The sequence below is a fragment of the Streptomyces sp. NPDC058092 genome (assembly GCF_042884935.1).
Lineage (GTDB): Bacteria > Actinomycetota > Actinomycetes > Streptomycetales > Streptomycetaceae > Streptomyces.
The window spans coordinates 167,787-186,897 of record NZ_JBHVSY010000018.1 but is presented as its reverse complement, the minus strand read 5'-3'; the positions used below and the strand labels follow the sequence as shown (position 1 = coordinate 186,897).

16 protein-coding genes are annotated in these 19,111 nt (G+C 72.0%); 14 read left to right on the top strand and 2 right to left on the bottom strand.

Annotated elements, in window-relative coordinates; translation table 11 throughout:
* Positions 1 to 540 precede the first annotated feature (540 nt).
* The 6 genes from ACFVV1_RS27440 (at position 541) to tgmC (ending at position 6,396) form a co-directional block, all read left to right on the top strand.
* A complete protein-coding gene (locus ACFVV1_RS27440; RefSeq protein ID WP_389994239.1) occupies positions 541 to 1,437 on the top strand; it encodes a MarR family transcriptional regulator in 897 nt (298 codons plus the stop codon).
* 201 nt (positions 1,438 to 1,638) lie between these two features.
* A complete protein-coding gene (locus ACFVV1_RS27435; protein ID WP_389994236.1) occupies positions 1,639 to 2,373 on the top strand; it encodes a DUF6879 family protein in 735 nt (244 codons plus the stop codon).
* A 9-nt stretch (positions 2,374 to 2,382) separates the two neighbouring features.
* Positions 2,383 to 3,219: a helix-turn-helix domain-containing protein gene (locus tag ACFVV1_RS27430; RefSeq protein WP_389994233.1), complete on the top strand. Its 837-nt coding sequence runs from the start codon at positions 2,383 to 2,385 to the stop codon at positions 3,217 to 3,219.
* A gap of 819 nt (positions 3,220 to 4,038) precedes the next feature.
* Positions 4,039 to 4,311 (top strand): putative ATP-grasp-modified RiPP, encoded by a 273-nt coding sequence (gene tgmA / locus ACFVV1_RS27425; RefSeq protein WP_389994230.1) that lies wholly within the window; start codon positions 4,039 to 4,041, stop codon positions 4,309 to 4,311.
* 11 nt (positions 4,312 to 4,322) lie between these two features.
* The gene (gene tgmB / locus ACFVV1_RS27420) at positions 4,323 to 5,282 is read left to right on the top strand and encodes an ATP-grasp ribosomal peptide maturase (protein ID WP_389994227.1); all 960 of its coding nucleotides are present in this window, start codon (positions 4,323 to 4,325) and stop codon (positions 5,280 to 5,282) included.
* Positions 5,275 to 6,396 carry an ATP-grasp peptide maturase system methyltransferase gene (gene tgmC, locus ACFVV1_RS27415; protein WP_389994225.1) on the top strand — a complete coding sequence of 374 codons (1,122 nt, stop codon included), beginning with the start codon at positions 5,275 to 5,277 and terminating at the stop codon, positions 6,394 to 6,396. The genes tgmB and tgmC overlap by 8 nt, the downstream gene beginning before the upstream one ends.
* Positions 6,397 to 6,489: 93 nt before the next feature.
* On the opposite strand, the gene ACFVV1_RS27410 is transcribed toward tgmC, so the two are convergent.
* Positions 6,490 to 7,407, bottom strand: coding sequence for a LysR family transcriptional regulator (locus ACFVV1_RS27410; protein WP_389994222.1), 918 nt, complete (start codon positions 7,405 to 7,407; stop codon positions 6,490 to 6,492).
* Positions 7,408 to 7,558: 151 nt separating this feature from the next.
* Here ACFVV1_RS27410 and ACFVV1_RS27405 point away from each other — a divergent pair, with 151 nt between their 5' ends.
* The 8 genes from ACFVV1_RS27405 to ACFVV1_RS27370 all read left to right on the top strand — a co-directional run bounded on the left by ACFVV1_RS27405 (position 7,559) and on the right by ACFVV1_RS27370 (position 17,705).
* The gene (locus tag ACFVV1_RS27405; RefSeq protein WP_389994219.1) at positions 7,559 to 8,536 is read left to right on the top strand and encodes a DMT family transporter; all 978 of its coding nucleotides are present in this window, start codon (positions 7,559 to 7,561) and stop codon (positions 8,534 to 8,536) included.
* Positions 8,537 to 8,704: 168 nt separating this feature from the next.
* Positions 8,705 to 9,499 (top strand): TIGR03084 family metal-binding protein, encoded by a 795-nt coding sequence (locus tag ACFVV1_RS27400; protein WP_389994216.1) that lies wholly within the window; start codon positions 8,705 to 8,707, stop codon positions 9,497 to 9,499.
* Positions 9,496 to 11,217: an acyclic terpene utilization AtuA family protein gene (locus ACFVV1_RS27395; protein ID WP_389994214.1), complete on the top strand. Its 1,722-nt coding sequence runs from the start codon at positions 9,496 to 9,498 to the stop codon at positions 11,215 to 11,217. The genes ACFVV1_RS27400 and ACFVV1_RS27395 overlap by 4 nt, the downstream gene beginning before the upstream one ends.
* Complete coding sequence (locus tag ACFVV1_RS27390) at positions 11,214 to 12,812, top strand: acyl-CoA carboxylase subunit beta (RefSeq protein WP_389994211.1); 1,599 nt, start codon at positions 11,214 to 11,216, stop codon at positions 12,810 to 12,812. Before ACFVV1_RS27395 ends, ACFVV1_RS27390 begins: the two co-directional genes overlap by 4 nt.
* Before the next feature lie 152 nt (positions 12,813 to 12,964).
* Positions 12,965 to 14,950, top strand: a complete 1,986-nt coding sequence (locus tag ACFVV1_RS27385) for an acetyl/propionyl/methylcrotonyl-CoA carboxylase subunit alpha (protein WP_389994263.1) — start codon at positions 12,965 to 12,967, stop codon at positions 14,948 to 14,950.
* Entirely contained in the window at positions 14,947 to 16,107 is a 1,161-nt protein-coding gene (locus tag ACFVV1_RS27380; RefSeq protein ID WP_389994209.1) for an acyl-CoA dehydrogenase family protein, read from the top strand. The genes ACFVV1_RS27385 and ACFVV1_RS27380 overlap by 4 nt, the downstream gene beginning before the upstream one ends.
* Before the next feature lie 267 nt (positions 16,108 to 16,374).
* Entirely contained in the window at positions 16,375 to 17,124 is a 750-nt protein-coding gene (locus tag ACFVV1_RS27375; RefSeq protein ID WP_389994206.1) for an enoyl-CoA hydratase family protein, read from the top strand.
* Positions 17,112 to 17,705 carry a TetR/AcrR family transcriptional regulator gene (locus ACFVV1_RS27370; RefSeq protein ID WP_389994203.1) on the top strand — a complete coding sequence of 198 codons (594 nt, stop codon included), beginning with the start codon at positions 17,112 to 17,114 and terminating at the stop codon, positions 17,703 to 17,705. The genes ACFVV1_RS27375 and ACFVV1_RS27370 overlap by 13 nt, the downstream gene beginning before the upstream one ends.
* Before the next feature lie 101 nt (positions 17,706 to 17,806).
* Here the strand turns inward: ACFVV1_RS27370 and ACFVV1_RS27365 are convergent, their stop codons facing one another.
* Positions 17,807 to 18,916, bottom strand: coding sequence for a citrate synthase 2 (locus tag ACFVV1_RS27365; RefSeq protein WP_383758560.1), 1,110 nt, complete (start codon positions 18,914 to 18,916; stop codon positions 17,807 to 17,809).
* Positions 18,917 to 19,111 lie beyond the last annotated feature (195 nt).

Sequence of the window (19,111 nt, the reverse complement as noted above, 5' to 3'; positions counted from 1 at the left end):
CACACACCACGTGATCATTCCGGGGCCGTCGTCATGCCCGGAAGGCAGATCACGACCGTCACGCATCACGCATGATCAGCCACCCGACAGGCTCTGAGGCGCGGGGCGGCCGGAGCCCGAGCTTCGGGAGCCGGGTTTCGAGCCCCGGGGAGGGCTTGTTCACTCGTTCGTGGGTATGGAGAGGGGCTCGGGGCCGGGTCTTGAGCTTCGGGCTTCGGGGGCCGGGTTCCGGGGTTCGGGATTCGAGTGGTGTCGTACAACCGGTCGGTGAAGGAAGGGGGTTGGGAAAACCTCCCCGCCCTCCCCGACCCGTCACGGCCAGCAAGTATGACTAATCGTGACCAACTTGCGGCGCGGAGTCGCGGCTGCTTACGGTGCCCAACGTAACGACCCCGACGCGGTGTTCTCAGCACCGGCCGGGGTCTGACCCCAAGATCCAGAGGCGATCCCGTGGCTGTTTCAAACCTTAGCCCTGCCCTGCGTGCGTCCGCATCCTCGCGCGCCCATCCGAAGGCCAAGCCCGGCTACGGAAAGCGATCCGTGCCGAAGCAACGCCCACGCTGTGAGGGCGACTTCGCATTGCTGCCCGAACGCGAGCGGCACATCGCCGGTTATGTCGACGCGTTGCCCGAGGGCGCGGCGATGGACATCAAGTCGCTGGCCAGGAGCCAGCCGCTGTACGGGCAGATGGCCGTCGGCAGCGCCCTGCGGGCCCTGGGCGTGGCCGGTCATCTGCGGCATGTCCGGTGCCTGAGCGGCGAGGGCGGCCAGGTCCGCTGGGTAAGCCGCACCTTCTGGTCCCACATCGCCCGTGACAACGAGTGGTGGGACGCCTTCCTCACCGCCGAGGAGAACCGCCCCGCGCCGCAGGAGGCCGCCGCGCCACCGGCGCCGTGGGTTCCCGCCGACCCCGCCGACTCCGCCGCGCCCGAGGTGGACGCCTCGTCCGAAGCACCCGCATCCGTACCGACGCAGCCGCCCGTCACGGCAGTGCCGCAGCAACGCGCCGCAGAGCCGGAGCCGGAGCCGCAGCCGGGGCTGGGGCTGGGGCGGCAGGCGACCGTGGGCCGGCCCTCTCCCGCTTTCCTCGCCCTGGCCCATCTCGGCCGTACCGACTCCCGCGTGGCCCTCTCGGAGGTGGAATGCGCGGCGCTGGAACAGGCGGCTGCCGAGTGGTTCGCGCGCGGTGTGGACGCCGGCTACCTGACGCACGCCCTCACCGCCGGGCTTCCCGCGTCCGTCGACTCGCCCTTCGGGTTCGTGCGACGCCGTCTCCACGACAAGCTCCCGCCCCGCCTGCCCACCGCAGCTCCGGCCGCGCCGGGAACTCCCTTACGCCGTCTGATGGTCGAGTGCACCGAGTGCGGAGTCCCCGGAAGGCCCGAAGCGTTCCGCGACGGCCTGTGCAGGCCCTGCCGCCAACCCGATCCGGCCTGACCGGCCCGACCGCACAACAAGGGGCACGCTGCAGGCAGTGCGGCATACGAAGCGGCCGAACGCGTCGAACAAGCCGACAACTGTCACTTTCACACCAAGAGGCGCTATCCGCCTGACCGGCAGGGGGATTCGGGCGCCCTGTTGTGTCGCCGACCCACACGGCTACGGTGCGCGACAGATCACCAGCCACAGGAGGACACCATGGCTCGAAAACTGTGCAAGGTCGGCACCAACTCGGGCAACGACGGATGCCCGACCCTGTACGAGATCCCTGGCACCGATCGATACGTCGTCCAGGGCGACCGCGTCACCGACGCAGCCGAACTCAACCAGCTCGACAACCTCACCCCCGAGGAGGGCGCTGTCACGGTCCCGCGCGAACTGCTCGCGAACTTCGGCCCCAAGGAGCCTGTGCACGTGCCCGATTTCATCACCTTCGACGCGTTCGGAGGCATGTTCGCCAAGCTGAAGCACTCGGCTTGGAGGCTGGAGACACGCCGCCGCTACGCCTCGGACGAGGAGACCGACACCTATCGACAGTTCCTCACCGAGGGCCGAGTCGACTGGGACCTCGACGACCCATGGTGCGCCGGACGGCGCGATCAGTCCGCGCTCGGCAAGCGGTTCGAGCGCGTCCGCGTTCTCGACGAGCCGCCCACCCCCGGGCAGCGCTACCTCCTCGACAACGCCCGCCGCAACACCGCGGTCGGCGAGAACATCCGCGTGCTGGCCCGCAGCAGGGCCGACGAACTCAGGTTGCCGCAGGAGGACTTCTGGATTTTCGACAGCCGAGTTGTCGCCCTGCTCCACCACAACGACGCTGACGAGATGACGGGAGTCGAGCTGATCACAAACCCCGTGGACGTCCTGCGATACGCGCAGGTCCGCGAGGCCGCTTGGCACCACGCCGTGCCCTACGACCAGATGCAGAGGTAACTTCGCCGTGTGAGCACTGACTTCCAGCACGCCCGTGAGGCGCTCGGCCGTCGGCTCCGTGAGCTGCGTGGTACGACGACGCAACGTGCGCTGGCAGCCGAGCTGGGGTGGCCGCAGGCCAAGGTTTCCAAGCTGGAGACCGGACGGCAGACAGCCACCCCGGACGACCTGACGGCATGGGCCGTGGGCGCCGGGCACCCCGAGGCCGCTGAGGAGCTCCACGCCCACGTCCAGGGTCTGGAGACCCGCACCCGGTCGTGGCGCCGCCAACTGAGCGCCGGTCATCGACCGGTACAGGACGCCCTCACCGTCGAGTACGAGCGATCGTCCGAACTGCGGGCGTGGCAGGGGGCCATGGTCGTCGGCATGCTTCAGACCCCGGACTACGCCCGGCACATCTTCACCGGGTTCGCCGCGCTCTACCAGTCGCCCCGTGACATCGAGGCGGCAGTACGGGCCCGCATGCGCCGCCAGGACCTGCTTTATCAGTCGGGCCGAACGTTCGACATCGTCATGTGGGAGGCCGCTCTCCACGCCGGAGTGTGCCCTCCCGATGTGCTCTCTGCTCAGCTCGACCGACTCGTCGGCGCGATCGGACTGGACACTGTCCGGCTCGGCATCGTCCCGCTCGGCGCACGGGTGGTCATCCCACCGGGGCCGGGGTTCTGGCTGTACGACGACCGGCTGGCCATCGTCGAGGACTGGCACGCCGAACTCTGGATCGACGACCCCGAGAGCACCGGTGTGTACCGACGGGCGTGGGACAGCCTCACAGAATCAGCCGTGTACGGGACTGGCGCGCACCGGCTGATCGCACGGGCACGGGCCCAACTGAACCTCTCGTGAGCATCATCGCGAATCGCGCCTGACAGCCGGAGAATATTCGCGAATCGCGGGGCGCCCTGATTCTCCCGAGCTCCTAACCTGCTGGTCATGGCCTTACGGACACGTGACCCGGGCACGGAATGGCTGGCGTCCTACGCCCCGAACCCGGTACTGATTCACCGCAAGCGGGCGGTCGGCGGACTCGCGCCCGTCCGGACCAGTAGCGGCTTGGGGACCCCGGCAGAGGTGTTCTGTTGACCGCCGTGGATGCTCCTCGGGAGCCTCCCCCGGTCGCGTCGCTGTCGGACCCCCAGCAGCGCGGCGTGTGCTGTGTGTTCTGCGGCATCGCGTTGTCCGCCGGAACCGCCGTCGACCTTGGCCCCCGGGCGATCGACGTATTCGGATCCACCGTTCACTGGTTCCCCCGTTCCTGTCGGAAGGACATGCCGACGTGATCTCCCTGACGAAAACCGTCCGCTCGCGCGGCGACGAGGCGTACCGAGCGCTCCTCGGCCACACCTGCGCGTGCGCCGCCTGCCGGTGCGCGCCGCGGTCGGTCGCGGTCCGCCTCAGCCGTGTGTGGCGGGAGGACCGCCGGTGATGTGCGACCGCTGTCAACAGCCCATGACGCCTGGGGAGTCGAAGGCGTACGACATGCCCGGCGCGACCGGGCCCGGTATCACGATCCGTGTCCACGAGCGGCCGTGCTCGCTGCCCGCTTCGGCGAGGCTGACACCGTACCCGCGCGGCCGGAAGCGCTGAACTCCCGCTCGTGGCGTATCGCGCCTGCTGGGGCGGGTCCTGCACGACACCACTGTAGGAAGCGACCAAGGAGGAGACTTGCAAACAAACCTCGCAGGTACGGAGACGACCGCACCGGCCCCGTGGGGGCTGCGTCGTATGGCTCCGCTGCGCAACGGTTCTCCCTCGCCGTGGTGGTACGCGGGCCTTGACCCGGTCACGCAGACCGGCCGATGGGTCGGGGAGGACGGAGCGATGGCGCCGGCCGAACTCGGCAAGCACGGCACGAGCGTGAACACCTATCCGCCCACGCAGGTCAGCAAGGACGGGAAGCAGGACTCCGACTCCGGCCACGACGCGACGCAGGACTAGGGAGCAGTGCCATGGACGGACGCCCGGTGCTGGTCAGCACGCAGTACGAGGATGCAACCGCTGATCTGGTTATCGCGGAACTGAACCGGCGCCGGGTGCCCGTCCTCCGGTTCGACCCCGGACTGGACTTCCCAGCACCTGCCGGGCTCGCCGCACGCATCGGGGTGGGCGGATGGGACGGGCAGCTTACGGTCGGGGCGCGTACGGCCGACCTCTCCGCCGTACGCGCCCTGTACCACCGTCGCCCGAGCCCCTACTCGACGGATGGCGGTGCGCAGATGGTCCGGTTCGCCGCGCAGGAGAATCGGCGCGGCCTGGGCGGCGTGCTCGGTGCGCTGCCGGGGTGCCTGTATCTGAGCCACCCGCAGGCCATCGCGCGGGCGGAGTACAAGCCCGCGCAGTTGGATGCGGCGGTTCGAGGCGGGTTCATGGTTCCCGCCACACTGATCACGAACGATCCGGTGGAGGCCAAGGCGTTCTGCGCCGAACAGCCGACCATCTACAAGCCCTTGCACGCCGGGTCGTACGACGTCGGGGGCGAGCCCGCCGGAATCTGGGCAGCCCCGGTCGAGGCGGGCGAGATTGACGGCGCGGTGAGCCACAGCGCGCACCTGTTCCAGGCGCGGGTACCCAAGGTGGCGGACGTGCGGGCGGTCGTCGTCGGCGAGCAGGTGTTCAGCGCCCGGATTACCGCGCCGCCCGGGGTCGTGGACTGGAGATCCGAGTACCGGAGCCTCACCTACGAGCCGATCGCCTGCCCGGAGGAGATGCGTGAGGCTCTGGTGCGGTTCCTCGCAGCTTTCGGGCTGAACTTCGGAGCCTTTGACTTCTCCGTGACCGGCGACGGCACATGGTGGTTCCTGGAGTGCAACCCCAACGGCCAATGGGCGTGGCTCGAAGACGCGGCCGGGCTGCCGATCGCCACCGCAATCGCGGACCTGTTGGAGAACGGAGCGAGCCATCATGACTGACCCCCTGCCGTCGGAGCACCTGCGGGCCGACCTCGCGCGGCGCCTGGCCGAGGCGGGCGTCCTGCGCAGCCCGGACTGGGAAGCGGCCGTGTTGTCCGTACCCCGTGAGGCGTTTCTCGCGCGCGGCTGGTTCGAGTACGAAGACGACGGCTGGTACCGCCCGGCATCCGGTGGCTCCGCGGAAGGACTCGCTCGGATCTACGAGGACGACACCCTCGTGACGCAGGTGGCTGGGGGCGTCTTCCCCGACCAGGTCGAGGGGCGCATCGCCGCGGCCCCCTCGTCATCGTCCACCCTGCCGGGTCTGGTCGTGCGGATGCTCGAAGACCTGCGGGCGACCGAGGGGACGGGCGTCCTTGAGATCGGCACGGGCACGGGCTACTCGACCGCGCTGCTCTGCCATGTCGTCGGCGAAGACAACGTGACCACGGTCGAGGTCGACGCCGAGGTGTCCGCCCGTGCCGGAATGGCCCTCGCGGGGGCCGGGTACTGGCCTCCGCGCGTGGTCGGTGACGGCCTGGCGGGCCACAAGGAGGGCAGCCCGTATGACCGCGTGATCGCTACGTGCGGGGTGCACACCGTGCCGGCCGGCTGGCTCGCACAGACCCGGCCCGGCGGTGAGGTCCTGGTCACGGTCGGCGGGTGGATGAACGCATCCGAACTCGTACGGCTCACCGTCGCCGACGACGGCACGGCCAGCGGCCCGGTTCTCGGCGGACAGGTCTCGTTCATGCTGGCCCGTCCCCACCTCCCGCCCCCGCTGGGCATCCTGCCGAACCTCAGCGAGGGCGACACGGTGCCCGCTGAGCTGGGCGCGGATGTGCTCGACGACTGGACGGCCCGGTTCGTCGCGCAGTTCGCCGCGCCCCGCGCGCAGCGCCTCGCGCTCGAACGAGACGACCGGACCGAACACGTCGTGATCGACGCGGACGCCGGATCGTGGGCGGCCGTCTTCCGGGACGGCGCGCGGTGGATGGTCCGGCAGGGCGGCCCGGCACGTCTGTGGGACGAGATCACCGAACGTGTCACGCAGTGGCAGGCGGACGGACGCCCACCGGCCGACCGCATGCGGCTGCACGTCGGCCCCGGCGGACAGCGCCTCACCTGGACGTGACCGCAAGCCGACAGCCTGCATGGTGAACCGCCCGTCACGGACTCCCGAGTGTGCCCGCCCGTCCCCGTACTCCTGGCCCCGTGCGGGAGCTCCTCAGCCGTCGGGGGTCTCCTGTCGCACGATCTCGCGGGCGAGCGCGGCGAGCTCCGGCAGCGCGGGGTGGCCCGGGGCGTCGCGCCGGGCGAGCAGGACGGGGACGGTCGGGGCGTCGACGAGCGGGCGGTAGGCGACCCCGGAGTGCGGGTGCATCCCGGCGGTGGACGCGGCGGAGACCCCGACGCCGCGCCCCGCCGCGATGGCGGTCAGCCAGTCGTCGGTGTTGGCGACGGTGAGCGTCGCGACGGGCCTCGCGTCCGGCGGCCACAGATCCATGGTGGTGGTGCCGGAGACGGTGTTGAGGACGACGGTGCCGCCCGCCAGATCGGCGAGCCGGAGCGTGGCGCGGGCGGCGAGCGGCCCGTCCGCCGCCACCGCCGCCACCCGGTCCTCGTCGAACAGCACCTCGGTGACGAGCCCCGGCGCCTCGACGGGCCCCCGCAGCAGCGCGGCATCGACCTCGCCGCGGGTCAGCCCGGCGGTGCGGTCGTCGATCCGGAGCAGTTCGAGCGGGGTCTGCGGGTACCGCTCCTGCCAGCGGCGGAGCAGTGGCGTGGTGTACGGGCCGAACGCCGACCAGGCGTGCCCGATCCGCAGCGGCCAGTGGTGCGGCCCGCCCGCGTCGAGCGCCTCGTCGAACGCGGCGACCGCGGCGGCGGCCTTGTCCCGGAAGGCGATGCCTTCGGGCGTGAGGACGAGATGGTGGGTGGACCGGTCGACGAGCCGGATGCCGAGGTGCTGCTCCAGGGCGGCGAGCGTACGGGAGACCGCGGGCTGGGTGAGGCGGAGCCGGGCGGCGGCGCGGGTGACGTTGCCCTCGTCGGCGACGGCGAGGAAGGCGCGCAGATGGCGGATCTCGATGCCGCGGCTCGACGGACTTCCGGTACGGCCGTCACCGCTGCGTCCCAGGCTCATGCGCGGGGAGCATAACGGGAGCACAGCAGGCATTTTACGTGCCACGCGGAGATACCTACCGTGAGAGGAGGTGCCGCACGTCGAGAGTGCAGTATCTTCAATCAAGCAGTGCATTGAAATGAACTTTTTGAGTTCGGGAGGAACACCGCAGGTGAACGACCAGCGCAGTGCAGCAAAGGCGGCGGCCACGGAGCGGGCCGCCGCCGTCGCCGTACCGGAGGCGGTGCCCGCCCTGGACGGGGTGGCGGCACCTGCCCGCCCCCGGCGCCGCGGGGCGGCGCTCGCCCCGGTCGCGCTGGTGGTCGCGGGCGGCCTCTCCGTCCAGTTCGGCGCGGCGGTCGCGGTCCTGCTGATGCCGCGGGCCGGCGCGCTCGGGGTCGTCACCCTGCGCCTGGCCGTCGCCGCGCTCGTCCTGCTGATCGTCTGCCGCCCGAAGGTGCGCGGCTACGCGCGTGCCGACTGGGGCACGGTTCTCGCGTTCGGGGTGGCCATGGGCGGCATGAACACACTCTTCTACCAGGCCGCCGACCGCATCCCGCTGGGCGCGGCCGTCACCCTGGAGGTGCTGGGCCCGCTGGCCCTTTCGGTGATTGCCTCCCGCCGCCTGATCAACGTGGTGTGGGCGGGCCTCGCGCTGGGCGGGGTCGTGCTGCTGAGCGGGGGTGGCTTCGACCGTCTCGATCCGGTGGGCGCCGCGTACGCGCTGGGTGCGGGTGTCATGTGGGCCACGTACATCGTCTTCAGCTCCCGCACCGGCCGCCGTTTCCCCCAGGCGGACGGCCTGGCTCTGGCCATGGTGGTAGCGGCGCTTCTCTCCCTGCCCCTCGGCATCCTGGAGTCGGGCTCGAAACTGCTGGTCCCGTCCACGCTGGGACTGGGCGCCGCGGTGGCACTGCTGAGCTCTGTCCTTCCGTACACCCTCGAACTCATGGCGCTGCGCCGGCTGCCCGCGCCGACGTTCGCGATCCTGATGAGCCTGGAACCGGCGATCGCGGCCACGGCCGGCTTCCTCATCCTCGACCAGGCCCTCTCCACGACGGATGCCCTGGCCATCGCCCTGGTCATCGGGGCGAGCATGGGCGCGGTGCGCAGCCAGGTGCGGGGCGTGAAGAGCCGTCAACACACCTGACGGCCGCCCCGCCCGGCCGCTCGGTGCCGCACCGGCCGGGCCTGAGCGCCCGGGCGTGAGCTTCCGGCCCCGAGTGTCCGGGCCGAAAATCATGCAAGCATGCTTGCTTGTTTACGGGTGCGCTGCCAGGCTCCTGGGCACACCGCCATGCCCCGAGGGGAGCGCACCGTGCCCGATGTTGCAGCCGTGATCGACGATCTGCGCGAGGAGAGCCAGGAACTCGATGTACTCGTACGGGGGCTGAGCGCCCGGCAATGGGCCGCCGCGACCCCCGCCCCCGGCTGGAGCATCGCGCACCAGATCGCCCATCTCACCTGGACCGACGAGATCGCGCTGCTGGCCGCCACCGATCCCGACGCCTTCGCCGGGGAGGCCGCCAAGGCCATGGAGGCGCCCGAGTCCTTCGTCGACCGGGGCGCCGAGGAGCTGGCCGTCCTCGCGCCGGATGTGCTGCTCGCGCGGTGGCGGGACGGGCGGGCGCGGCTGGAGGCGGTGCTGCGGTCCGCGCCGGCCGGTGTGCGCATCCCCTGGTACGGGCCGCCGATGAGCGTCGCTTCCATGGCGACCGCCCGGATCATGGAGACCTGGGCGCACGGTCAGGACATCGCCGACGCCCTCGGCGCCACCCGGGCCCCCACCGCCCGGCTGCGGCACGTCGCCCGGATCGGGGTGCGGGCCAGGGACTACGCCTACCTGGTACGGGGGATCGCGGCGCCCGAGGAGGAGTTCCGGGTCGAACTGGAAGCGCCCGACGGTGAGCTGATCGCGTTCGGCGCCGAGGACGCACCGCAGCGCGTCACCGGGCCGCTGCTCGACTTCTGCCTCCTCGTCACCCGGCGCGCCCACCGCGACGACCTCGCCGTCCGGGCCGTCGGGCCCGACGCCGACCAGTGGCTCGACATCGCCCAGGCGTTCGCCGGGCAGCCCGGACCCGGCCGCGCACCCCGGGGACGTGAGAAGTGACCGGGCAGGTCCTGCGGATCGGCAACGCCTCCGGGTTCTACGGCGACCGCTTCGACGCCCTGCGCGAGATGCTCACCGGCGGCCCCCTCGACGTCCTCACCGGGGACTACCTCGCCGAGCTGACCATGCTCATCCTCGGCCGGAGCCGGCTCAAGGACCCCGCGCGCGGGTACGCCACCACCTTCCTGCGCCAGCTCGAGGAGGGCCTCGGTCTCGCCCACGAGCGCGGGGTGCGGATCGTCGCCAACGCCGGAGGGCTCAATCCGGCCGGACTCGCCGACGCGGTAAGGGAGTTGGCGCAGAAGGTGGGAGTGCCCGTACGGGTCGCCCAGGTGGAGGGCGACAGCCTCCCCGTACCCGAGGGTTATCTCACCGCCAACGCCTACCTCGGCGGCGCCGGTATCGCCGCCTGCCTCGCCGGGGGCGCCGATGTCGTCGTCACCGGGCGGGTCACCGACGCCGCCCTCGTCACCGGGCCCGCCGCCGCCCGCTTCGGCTGGGGGCCCGGTGACCACGACGCGCTCGCCGGGGCCGTCGTCGCCGGACACGTACTGGAGTGCGGAACCCAGGCCACCGGCGGGAACTACTCGTTCTTCCGCGGCCATGACCTGCGGCGCCCCGGCTTCCCCGTCGCCGAGATCCACGCCGACGGCTCGTCCGTCATCACCAAGCACGACGGCACCGGGGGCGTCGTCGATGTCGGCACCGTCACCGCCCAGCTGCTGTACGAGACCGGCGGGGCCCGGTATGCCGGACCGGACGTCACCGCACGGCTCGACACCGTACGGCTGACCCAGGACGGCCCCGACCGGGTGCGGATCTCCGGCGTACGCGGCGAGGCCCCGCCGCCCACCCTCAAGGTCGGGCTGAACCGGCTCGGCGGCTGGCGCAACGAGGTCGTCTTCGTCCTCACCGGGCTCGACATCGAGGCCAAGGCGCGGCTGGTGCGGGACCAGTTCGCGGACGCCCTCGCCCGGTCCCGTACCCGACCGGACGACGTGCGCTGGGAGCTGGTCCGGACCGACCGGGCCGACGCCGGTACCGAGGAGACCGCGAGCGCGCTGCTCCGGCTCGTCGTCCGCGACCAGGACCCGGAGGCCGTCGGACGCGCGGTCTCCGGCGCCGCCGTCGAGCTCGCGCTCGGCAGCTACCCGGGCTTCCACGTCACCGCCCCGCCCGGAAAGGGCGAGCCGTACGGGGTGTTCGAGGCGAGGTACGTACCGGCCGGCGAGGTCCCGCATGTCGCCGTACTCCCCGACGGGCGGCGCGAGAGCCAGGCACCTCCCGTACACACGCGGCCGCTCCGGGAAGCCGACGAGCCGCCGCTGCCCGAACCCCTGCCGTCGTCCGCCGGGCCCACCCGGACCGCCCCGCTCGGCCGGGTCGCGGGCGCCCGCAGCGGTGACAAGGGCGGCGACGCCAACGTGGGGGTGTGGGCCGTCGGCGACGACGCCTGGCGGTGGCTGGCCCACGAGCTGACCGTCGAACGGTTCCGGGAGCTGCTGCCGGAGACGGCCGGCCTCACCGTCGTACGCCACGTCCTGCCGAACCTCCGCGCCCTGAACTTCGTCGTCCACGGGCTGCTCGGCGAGGGCGTCGCGGGCCGGCACCGGTTCGATCCGCAGGCCAAGGCGGTCGGGGAGTGGCTGCGGTCCCGGCGCCTCCCCATTCCCGTATCGCTGCTGGAAGCCGTCCATGCACCGGAGGTGAACGCATGACCGTCCTGCCCACCGGGCTCGACACCGCGAGCCCCGAATACGCCACGAACCGGGCGGCCATGCTCGCGAAGCTCGACGAGCTGGCCGGCGAGCACACCAAGGCGCAGGCGGGCGGCGGCGAGAAGTACATCGAGCGGCACCGCGCCCGCGGCAAGCTCCTGGCCCGCGAGCGGATCGAGCTGCTGATCGACCAGGACACCCCGTTCCTGGAGCTTTCGCCGCTCGCCGCCTGGGGGAGCGACTACGCGATCGGCGCCTCGCTCGTCACCGGGATCGGGGTGGTGGCGGGCGTGGAGTGCCTGATCACCGCCAACGACCCGACCGTACGCGGCGGCGCCTCCAACCCCTGGACCCTGAGGAAGGCCCTGCGGGCGAACGAGATCGCGTCCGCCAACCGGCTGCCCTGCATCAGCCTCGTGGAGTCAGGAGGCGCCGATCTCCCCTCACAGAAGGAGATCTTCATCCCGGGCGGGGCACTGTTCCGCGACATCACCCGGCTGTCGGCGGCCGGCATCCCGACCGTGGCCGTCGTCTTCGGGAACTCGACCGCCGGTGGGGCGTACGTCCCCGGCATGTCCGACCACACCGTCATGATCAAGGAACGGTCCAAGGTCTTCCTCGGCGGACCGCCCCTGGTGAAGATGGCGACCGGCGAGGAGAGCGACGACGAATCGCTCGGCGGCGCCGAGATGCACGCCCGCACCTCCGGGCTCGCCGACCACTTCGCCGTCGACGAGCAGGACGCGCTGCGCCAGGCCCGCCGGATCGTCGCCCGCCTCAACTGGCGCAAGGCACACGCCGATCCGGGCCCCGCCGAACCGCCGAAGTACGACGAGGACGAGCTGATCGGCATCGTGCCCGGCGACCTGAAGGTGCCCTTCGACCCGCGCGAGGTCATCGCCCGGCTCGTCGACGGCTCGGACTTCGACGCGTTCAAGCCGCTGTACGGGACCAGCCTGGTGACCGGGTGGGCCGCACTCCACGGCTACCCCGTCGGCATCGTCGCCAACGCGCAAGGAGTGCTGTTCAGCGAGGAGTCGCAGAAGGCCGCCCAGTTCATCCAGCTCGCCAACCAGCGCGACATTCCGCTGCTCTTCCTGCACAACACCACCGGCTACATGGTCGGCAAGGAGTACGAACAGGGCGGCATCATCAAGCACGGCGCGATGATGATCAACGCGGTGTCGAACTCGAAGGTCCCGCATCTGTCCGTGCTGATGGGCGCCTCGTACGGGGCCGGGCACTACGGCATGTGCGGCCGGGCGTACGACCCGCGCTTCCTCTTCGCGTGGCCCAGCAGCAAGTCAGCCGTCATGGGCCCGCAGCAGCTCGCCGGGGTGCTGTCCATCGTCGCCCGCGCCTCGGCCGCCGCGAAGGGCCGGCCCTATGACGACGAGGCCGACGCCGAGCTGCGCGCCGTGGTCGAGCAGCAGATCGAGTCCGAGTCGCTGCCGATGTTCCTGTCCGGGCGGCTGTACGACGACGGGGTCATCGACCCGCGCGACACCAGGACCGTCCTCGGGATGTGCCTGTCCGCGATCCACACCGCCCCGGTCGAAGGCGCCCGCGGCGGCTTCGGAATCTTCCGGATGTGAGGGCGGGGATGACCGGGACGACTCAGACGACTGGAGCGGCTCAGATGACCGGGACGACTCGGACGGCCGACGCGGCCCAGGCAGCCGACGCGGCACGGACGGCCGATGCGGCCCAGGCAGCCGACGCGGCCCGGACGGCCGGGGGGCCGAAGATGATCTCCACGCTGCTCGTGGCCAACCGGGGCGAGATCGCCTGCCGGATCTTCCGCACGTGCCGGGCCCTCGGCATCGCCACCGTCGCCGTGTACTCCGACGCGGACGCCGACGCGCTCCACGTACGGCAGGCGGACACCGCCGTACGGCTGCCGGGCGCCGCCCCTTCCGACACCTATCTCCGCGGCGACCTCGTCGTACGCGCCGCGCTCGCGGCGGGCGCCGACGCCGTCCACCCCGGCTACGGCTTCCTCTCCGAGAACGCCGCATTCGCTCAGGCCGTGCAGGACGCCGGACTCGTCTGGGTGGGGCCGCCGGTCAAGGCCATCGAAATGATGGCGTCCAAGACCCGCGCCAAGGAACTGATGGCCGCCGCCGGAGTACCGCTGCTCGCACCCGTCGACACGGAGACGGCCGGTGCCGACGACCTGCCGCTGCTGCTGAAGGCGGCGGCGGGCGGCGGCGGGCGCGGGATGCGGATCGTACGCCGACTCGCCGACCTGCCGGGTGAGTTGACGGCCGCCTCGGCCGAGGCCGCTGCCGCCTTCGGGGACGGTGAGGTCTTCGCGGAGCCGTACGTGGAGCGCGGCCGGCACGTCGAGGTCCAGGTCATGGCCGACGAGCACGGCGGGGTCTGGGCGCTCGGCATCCGGGACTGCTCGCTCCAGCGACGCCACCAGAAGGTCATCGAGGAGGCCCCCGCACCCGGCCTCGACGACGCGCTGCGGACCCGGCTGCACGAGGCCGCCGTGGCCGCCGCCCGCGCGGTCGGCTACCGGGGCGCGGGCACCGTCGAGTTCCTCCTCGGGGCCGAGGGGCAGCCGTACTTCCTGGAGATGAACACCCGCCTCCAGGTCGAACACCCCGTCACCGAAGCGGTCTTCGGACTCGACCTCGTCGCCCTGCAACTGCGCGTCGCGGAAGGCGAACCGCTGCCCACCACCGCACCCCCCGAGCCGCACGGCCACGCCGTCGAGGCCCGGCTCTACGCCGAGGACCCCGCCCGCGACTGGCAGCCGCAGACCGGAGCACTGCTCACGCTGGAGGTGCCGGACGCACCAGGACTGCGCCTGGACACCGGATACACCGGCGGCGACACCATCGGCGTGCACTACGACCCGATGCTCGCCAAGGTCATCGCCCACGCCCCCACCCGCGACGAAGCCCTACGCCTCCTCGCCCGCGCCCTGGAAGGTGCCCGCATCCACGGCCCGGTCACCAACCGCGAGCTGCTCGTACGGTCCCTGCGCCACCCCGACTTCCGCGCCGCCCGCCTCGACACCGGCTTCTACGACCGCCACCTGGCCGACCTCACCGCACCCCCGAACGAGGCGGAGCCGCGCCTTGCCGCCCTGGCCGCCGCCCTCGCCGACGCCGCGACCCGGCAGCACGGCCGCGGTCCGGGCACCGCTCCTGTCCCCGCCCGCTTCGGCGCCTGGCGCAACATCTCCTCGCAACCCCAGGTCAAGCGCTACCGCGCCGAACCCGACGGCACCGGACACGAGGCCGCCTACCGCACCGGGCGCACCGGCCCCGTCCCCGAAACCGGAGAACGGGTCGTCGCCGCCCGCCCCGGCCACGTCACCCTCGAAGTCGGCCCGGTCACCCGCCACTTCGCCGTCACCCTCCACCGGGACAAGGCGTACGTGGACACCGCCACCGGCTCGTACACCTTCACCGCCCTGCCCCGCTTCACCGACCCCACCGAGCGGACCGAACCCGGCTCCCTGCTCGCCCCCATGCCCGGCACCGTCGTCCGTGTCGCGGACGGGCTCGGGGCCGGGACGGCGGTCGAGGCCGGGCAGCCGCTGATCTGGCTGGAGGCGATGAAGATGGAACACCGCATCCTCGCCCCCGCCTCCGGCACCCTCACCGCACTGCACGCCGCTCCCGGCCTCCAGGTGGACGTCGGCACCCTGCTCGCCGTCGTCACCGAACCCACGGACGCCGCCGCCGAACCCGCAGACCCTGAGGAGAACGCATGAGCACCGTCCTCGAAACCGAAGAGCAACAGGCCCTGCGCGCAGCCGTCGCCGCCCTCGGGAAGCGCTACGGGCGGGACTACATGACCTCCGTCGTGCGCGACGGAGCCCACCCGCGCGAGCTGTGGACCGAAGCCGCCAAGCTCGGCTACCTCGGCGTGAACCTCCCCGAGGAGTACGGCGGCGGAGGCGGTGGAATGGCCGAACTCTCCATCGTTCTCGAGGAGCTGGGAGCGGCGGGCAGCCCGCTGCTCATGATGGTCGTCTCCCCGGCGATCTGCGGCACCGTCATCGCCCGCTTCGGCACCGACGCCCAGAAGCGGCAGTGGCTCCCCGGCCTCGCCGACGGCAGCCTCACCATGGCCTTCGGCATCACCGAACCCGACGCCGGCTCCAACTCCCACCGCATCACCACCACCGCCCGCAAGGACGGCGAGGACTGGCTGCTCACCGGGCGCAAGGTCTTCGTCTCCGGCGTCGACATCGCCGACGCCACGCTCATCGTCGGCCGCACCGAGGACGCCAGGTCCGGCAGGCTCAAGCCCTGCCTCTTCATCGTCCCGCGCGATGCCCCCGGCTTCGGCCGCTCCCGGATCGACATGGAACTCCAGGCCCCGGAGAAGCAGTTCGAGCTGGTCCTCGACGACGTACGGCTGCCCGCCGAGGCCCTCGTCGGCGAAGAGGACGCGGGTCTCCTCCAGCTCTTCGCCGGGCTCAACCCCGAACGCATCATGACCGCGGCGTTCGGCATCGGCATGGGCCGCTACGCACTCGCCCGCGCCGTCGAGTACGCGAAGACCCGGCAGGTGTGGAAGGAACCCATCGGCTCCCACCAGGCCATCGCCCACCCCCTCGCCCAGGCCCACATCGAACTGGAACTGGCCCGGCTGATGATGCAGAAGGCCGCCCGGCTGTACGACGACGGCGACGACACCGGTGCCGGTGAGGCCGCCAACATGGCGAAATACGCGGCGGGCGAGGCCTGCGTCAAAGCCGTCGACCAGGCCGTCCACACCCTCGGCGGCAACGGCCTCACCCGCGAATACGGCCTCGCGTCCCTGATCACCGCGGCCCGCGTCGCGCGGATCGCTCCCGTCAGCCGGGAAATGATCCTGAACTATGTGTCCCATCAGTCCCTGGGTCTCCCCAGGTCGTACTGACGCGAGCCGGGTGCCGGACGTCGAGTGCGGCCGGGCGCTGTCCGCGCAGGTGCCCGTTCGGGAACGTGACACCCGGGCCCTGGGGTGTCACGTTCTTTCCCCCGCATGCCCGCCGGGGCGGAGTCACTCGCGGGTGGGGCGTCGTGCCGCACGGGGCCAGCCCCGTGCGGGCAGGCGAGGGCACCGCAGACCATGCAAGCGCGCTTGAACGCTCCCGGCTCCGCTGCCACGCTCGGCAGGACGTCCGGGGAGAAGGAGACGAACCATATGAAGCCGCCGCTCGCCGGCCCCACCCACGACCGGGGCATCACCACCCTCACCCTCGACTCACCGGCCAACCGCAACGCACTCTCCGCACGGCTGGTCGACGAGCTCTCCACCGCCCTGGAGACGTGCGCGGCCGACGACGCCGTACGGGCCGTCGTCCTCACCCACACCGGCAACACGTTCTGCGCGGGCGCGGACCTGACCGGGCCGCCCGACCCGGCGGCCTTCGTCGCCCTGATGCGGCAGATCGTCACGCTGCCCAAGCCCGTCGTCGCCCGGGTCACGGGGCACGTCAGGGCGGGCGGTCTCGGGCTGCTGAGCGCCTGCGACATCTCCGTCGCCGGCCCCGGCGCCTCGTTCGCCCTCACCGAGTCCCGGCTCGGCCTCGCCCCCGCCGTCATCTCCCTGCCGCTGCTGCCCCGCACCGACCCGCGCGCCGCCGCCCGCTACTACCTCACCGGCGAACGCTTCGACGCGGCCGAAGCGGCGCGCATCTCCCTGATCACGCTCGCCGTCGGGTCCGCCGAGGACATCGACCAGGCGCTCGTACCCGTACTCGACGGACTGCGCCGGGCCTCACCGCAGGGGCTGGCGGCATCGAAGGAGCTGGTCACAGCTACTGTGCGGATGAGTTTCGACCAGCACGCCGAAGACCTCATCGCCCGCTCGGCAGCACTCTTCGCCTCCGCCGAGGCACGGGAAGGGACGACGGCCTTCCTCGAACGACGGGACCCCGCATGGGTACTGTGACGCCCTCCACCGACCGGACCCCCAAGCAGGACCGCAGCCGCGCCACCCGCCGACGGCTCCTCGAAGCCGCGGTCGCCTGCCTCGCCGAACACGGCTGGGCCGGCTCCACCGTCTCCGTCGTCGCCGAACGCGCCGGCGTCTCGCGCGGCGCCGCCCAGCACCACTTCCCGACCCGCGAGGACCTGTTCACCGCGGCCGTCGAATACGTCGCCGAGGAACGCTCCGCCGCCCTGCGCGCCCTGCCCGTCCAGGGCCGTACGGCTGTCGTCGCCGCCCTCGTCGACCTCTACACGGGCCCGCTCTTCCGCGCCGCACTCCAGCTCTGGGTCGCCGCGTCCAACGAGGAACAACTCCGCCCCCGCGTCACCGAACTCGAAGCCCGCGTCGGCCGCGAGACCCACCGCATCGCCGTCGAACTCCTCGCCGCCGACGAGAGGAAGCCCGGCGTACGCGAAACCGTCCAGGGCCTCCTCGACATGGCCCGCGGCCTCGGCCTGGCCAACGTACTCACCGACGACACCGCCAGGCGCCGACGGGTCGTGGCGCAGTGGGCGGCACTGCTGGACGAAGCACTCGGCTGAGTCCGGGACCGGCCCGCCCGCCGCCCCCGGACCTCACGCCACGGGCCTCAGCCCGACCGGCAATTGGGGGGCGGCGTCGCGGGGCCGGGCGCCGGTCGGGCTCAGTTCCGCAGGTCCGTGATCTGCTCGTATCCCTCGATCTCCCGGGGATCACGCGCCCCGGGCCCGACATACCGCGCCGAAGGCCGCACCAGGCGCCCCGTCCGCTTCTGCTCCAGGATGTGCGCCGACCAGCCCGCCGTACGCGCGCACGAGAACATCGACGTGAACATGTGCGCCGGAACCTCCGCGAAGTCCAGCATGATCGCCGCCCAGAACTCCACGTTCGTCGCCAGCACCCGGTCCGGGCGCCGCGCGTGCAGCTCCTCCAGCGCGGCCTTCTCCAGGGCCAGCGCCACCTCGAAGCGCGGCGCGCCCAACTCCTCGGCCGTACGCCGCAGAACGCGCGCCCGCGGGTCCTCCGCCCGGTAGACCCGGTGCCCGAAGCCCATCAGCCGCTCACCCTTGTCCAGGGCCTTGCGCACGTACGCGGTGGCGTCCCCGGTGCGCTCGATCTCCTCGATCATGCCGAGGACCCGGGACGGCGCACCCCCGTGCAGCGGCCCCGACATCGCGCCCACCGCGCCCGACAGCGCCGCCGCCACATCGGCGCCGGTCGACGCGATGACGCGGGCCGTGAACGTGGACGCGTTCATCCCGTGCTCGGCAGCCGACGTCCAGTACGCGTCGACGGCCTTGACGTGCCGGGGGTCCGGCTCGCCGCGCCAGCGGATCATGAACCTTTCGACCACGGACTGCGCCTTGTCGATCTCGCTCTGCGGAACCATCGGCAGCCCCTGCCCGCGCGCCGACTGGGCGACGTACGACAGAGCCATCACCGCGGCCCGCGCCAGATCGTTGCGCGCCGTCTCCTCGTCGATGTCGAGCAGCGGCCGCAGGCCCCAGACGGGAGCGAGCATCGCCAGCGCGGACTGCACATCGACCCGGATGTCACCCGAGTGCACCGGGATCGGGAACGGCTCGGCGGGCGGCAGACCGGGGTTGAACGCCCCGTCGACCAGCAGACCCCAGACATTTCCGAACGACACACGGCCGACGAGATCCTCGATGTCGACGCCCCGGTAACGGAGCGAACCGCCTTCCTTGTCCGGTTCGGCGATCTCCGTCTCGAACGCGACGACTCCCTCTAGTCCCGGTACGAAGTCGGACATGGCGGCTCCCTCGGTCGGCGGCTGCACGGAGGCCACACTGGCCTGCCCCAAGTATTGGCGGGTTCCCACGACGCGGGGAAGCGTGACATCCGGCACAGCTTCCCCATTCACCGGTGACGGATTGACGCCCCTCCTCGACGGGCGGACTCGGCCGCTGCGGCAGGATGACCCCGTGCCCACCGCAGATTCCTCCTC

What these genes read in the sequence shown, in the direction of transcription:
- ACFVV1_RS27435 (WP_389994236.1), top strand. Translation starts at nt 1,639, where the DNA reads ATGGCTCGAAAACTGTGCAAGGTCGGCACCAACTCGGGCAACGACGGA.
- tgmB (WP_389994227.1), top strand. Translation starts at nt 4,323, where the DNA reads ATGGACGGACGCCCGGTGCTGGTCAGCACGCAGTACGAGGATGCAACC.
- tgmC (WP_389994225.1), top strand. Translation starts at nt 5,275, where the DNA reads ATGACTGACCCCCTGCCGTCGGAGCACCTGCGGGCCGACCTCGCGCGG.
- ACFVV1_RS27410 (WP_389994222.1), bottom strand. Translation starts at nt 7,407, where the DNA reads ATGAGCCTGGGACGCAGCGGTGACGGCCGTACCGGAAGTCCGTCGAGC.
- ACFVV1_RS27390 (WP_389994211.1), top strand. Translation starts at nt 11,214, where the DNA reads ATGACCGTCCTGCCCACCGGGCTCGACACCGCGAGCCCCGAATACGCC.
- ACFVV1_RS27385 (WP_389994263.1), top strand. Translation starts at nt 12,965, where the DNA reads ATGATCTCCACGCTGCTCGTGGCCAACCGGGGCGAGATCGCCTGCCGG.
- ACFVV1_RS27380 (WP_389994209.1), top strand. Translation starts at nt 14,947, where the DNA reads ATGAGCACCGTCCTCGAAACCGAAGAGCAACAGGCCCTGCGCGCAGCC.
- ACFVV1_RS27375 (WP_389994206.1), top strand. Translation starts at nt 16,375, where the DNA reads ATGAAGCCGCCGCTCGCCGGCCCCACCCACGACCGGGGCATCACCACC.
- ACFVV1_RS27370 (WP_389994203.1), top strand. Translation starts at nt 17,112, where the DNA reads ATGGGTACTGTGACGCCCTCCACCGACCGGACCCCCAAGCAGGACCGC.
- ACFVV1_RS27365 (WP_383758560.1), bottom strand. Translation starts at nt 18,916, where the DNA reads ATGTCCGACTTCGTACCGGGACTAGAGGGAGTCGTCGCGTTCGAGACG.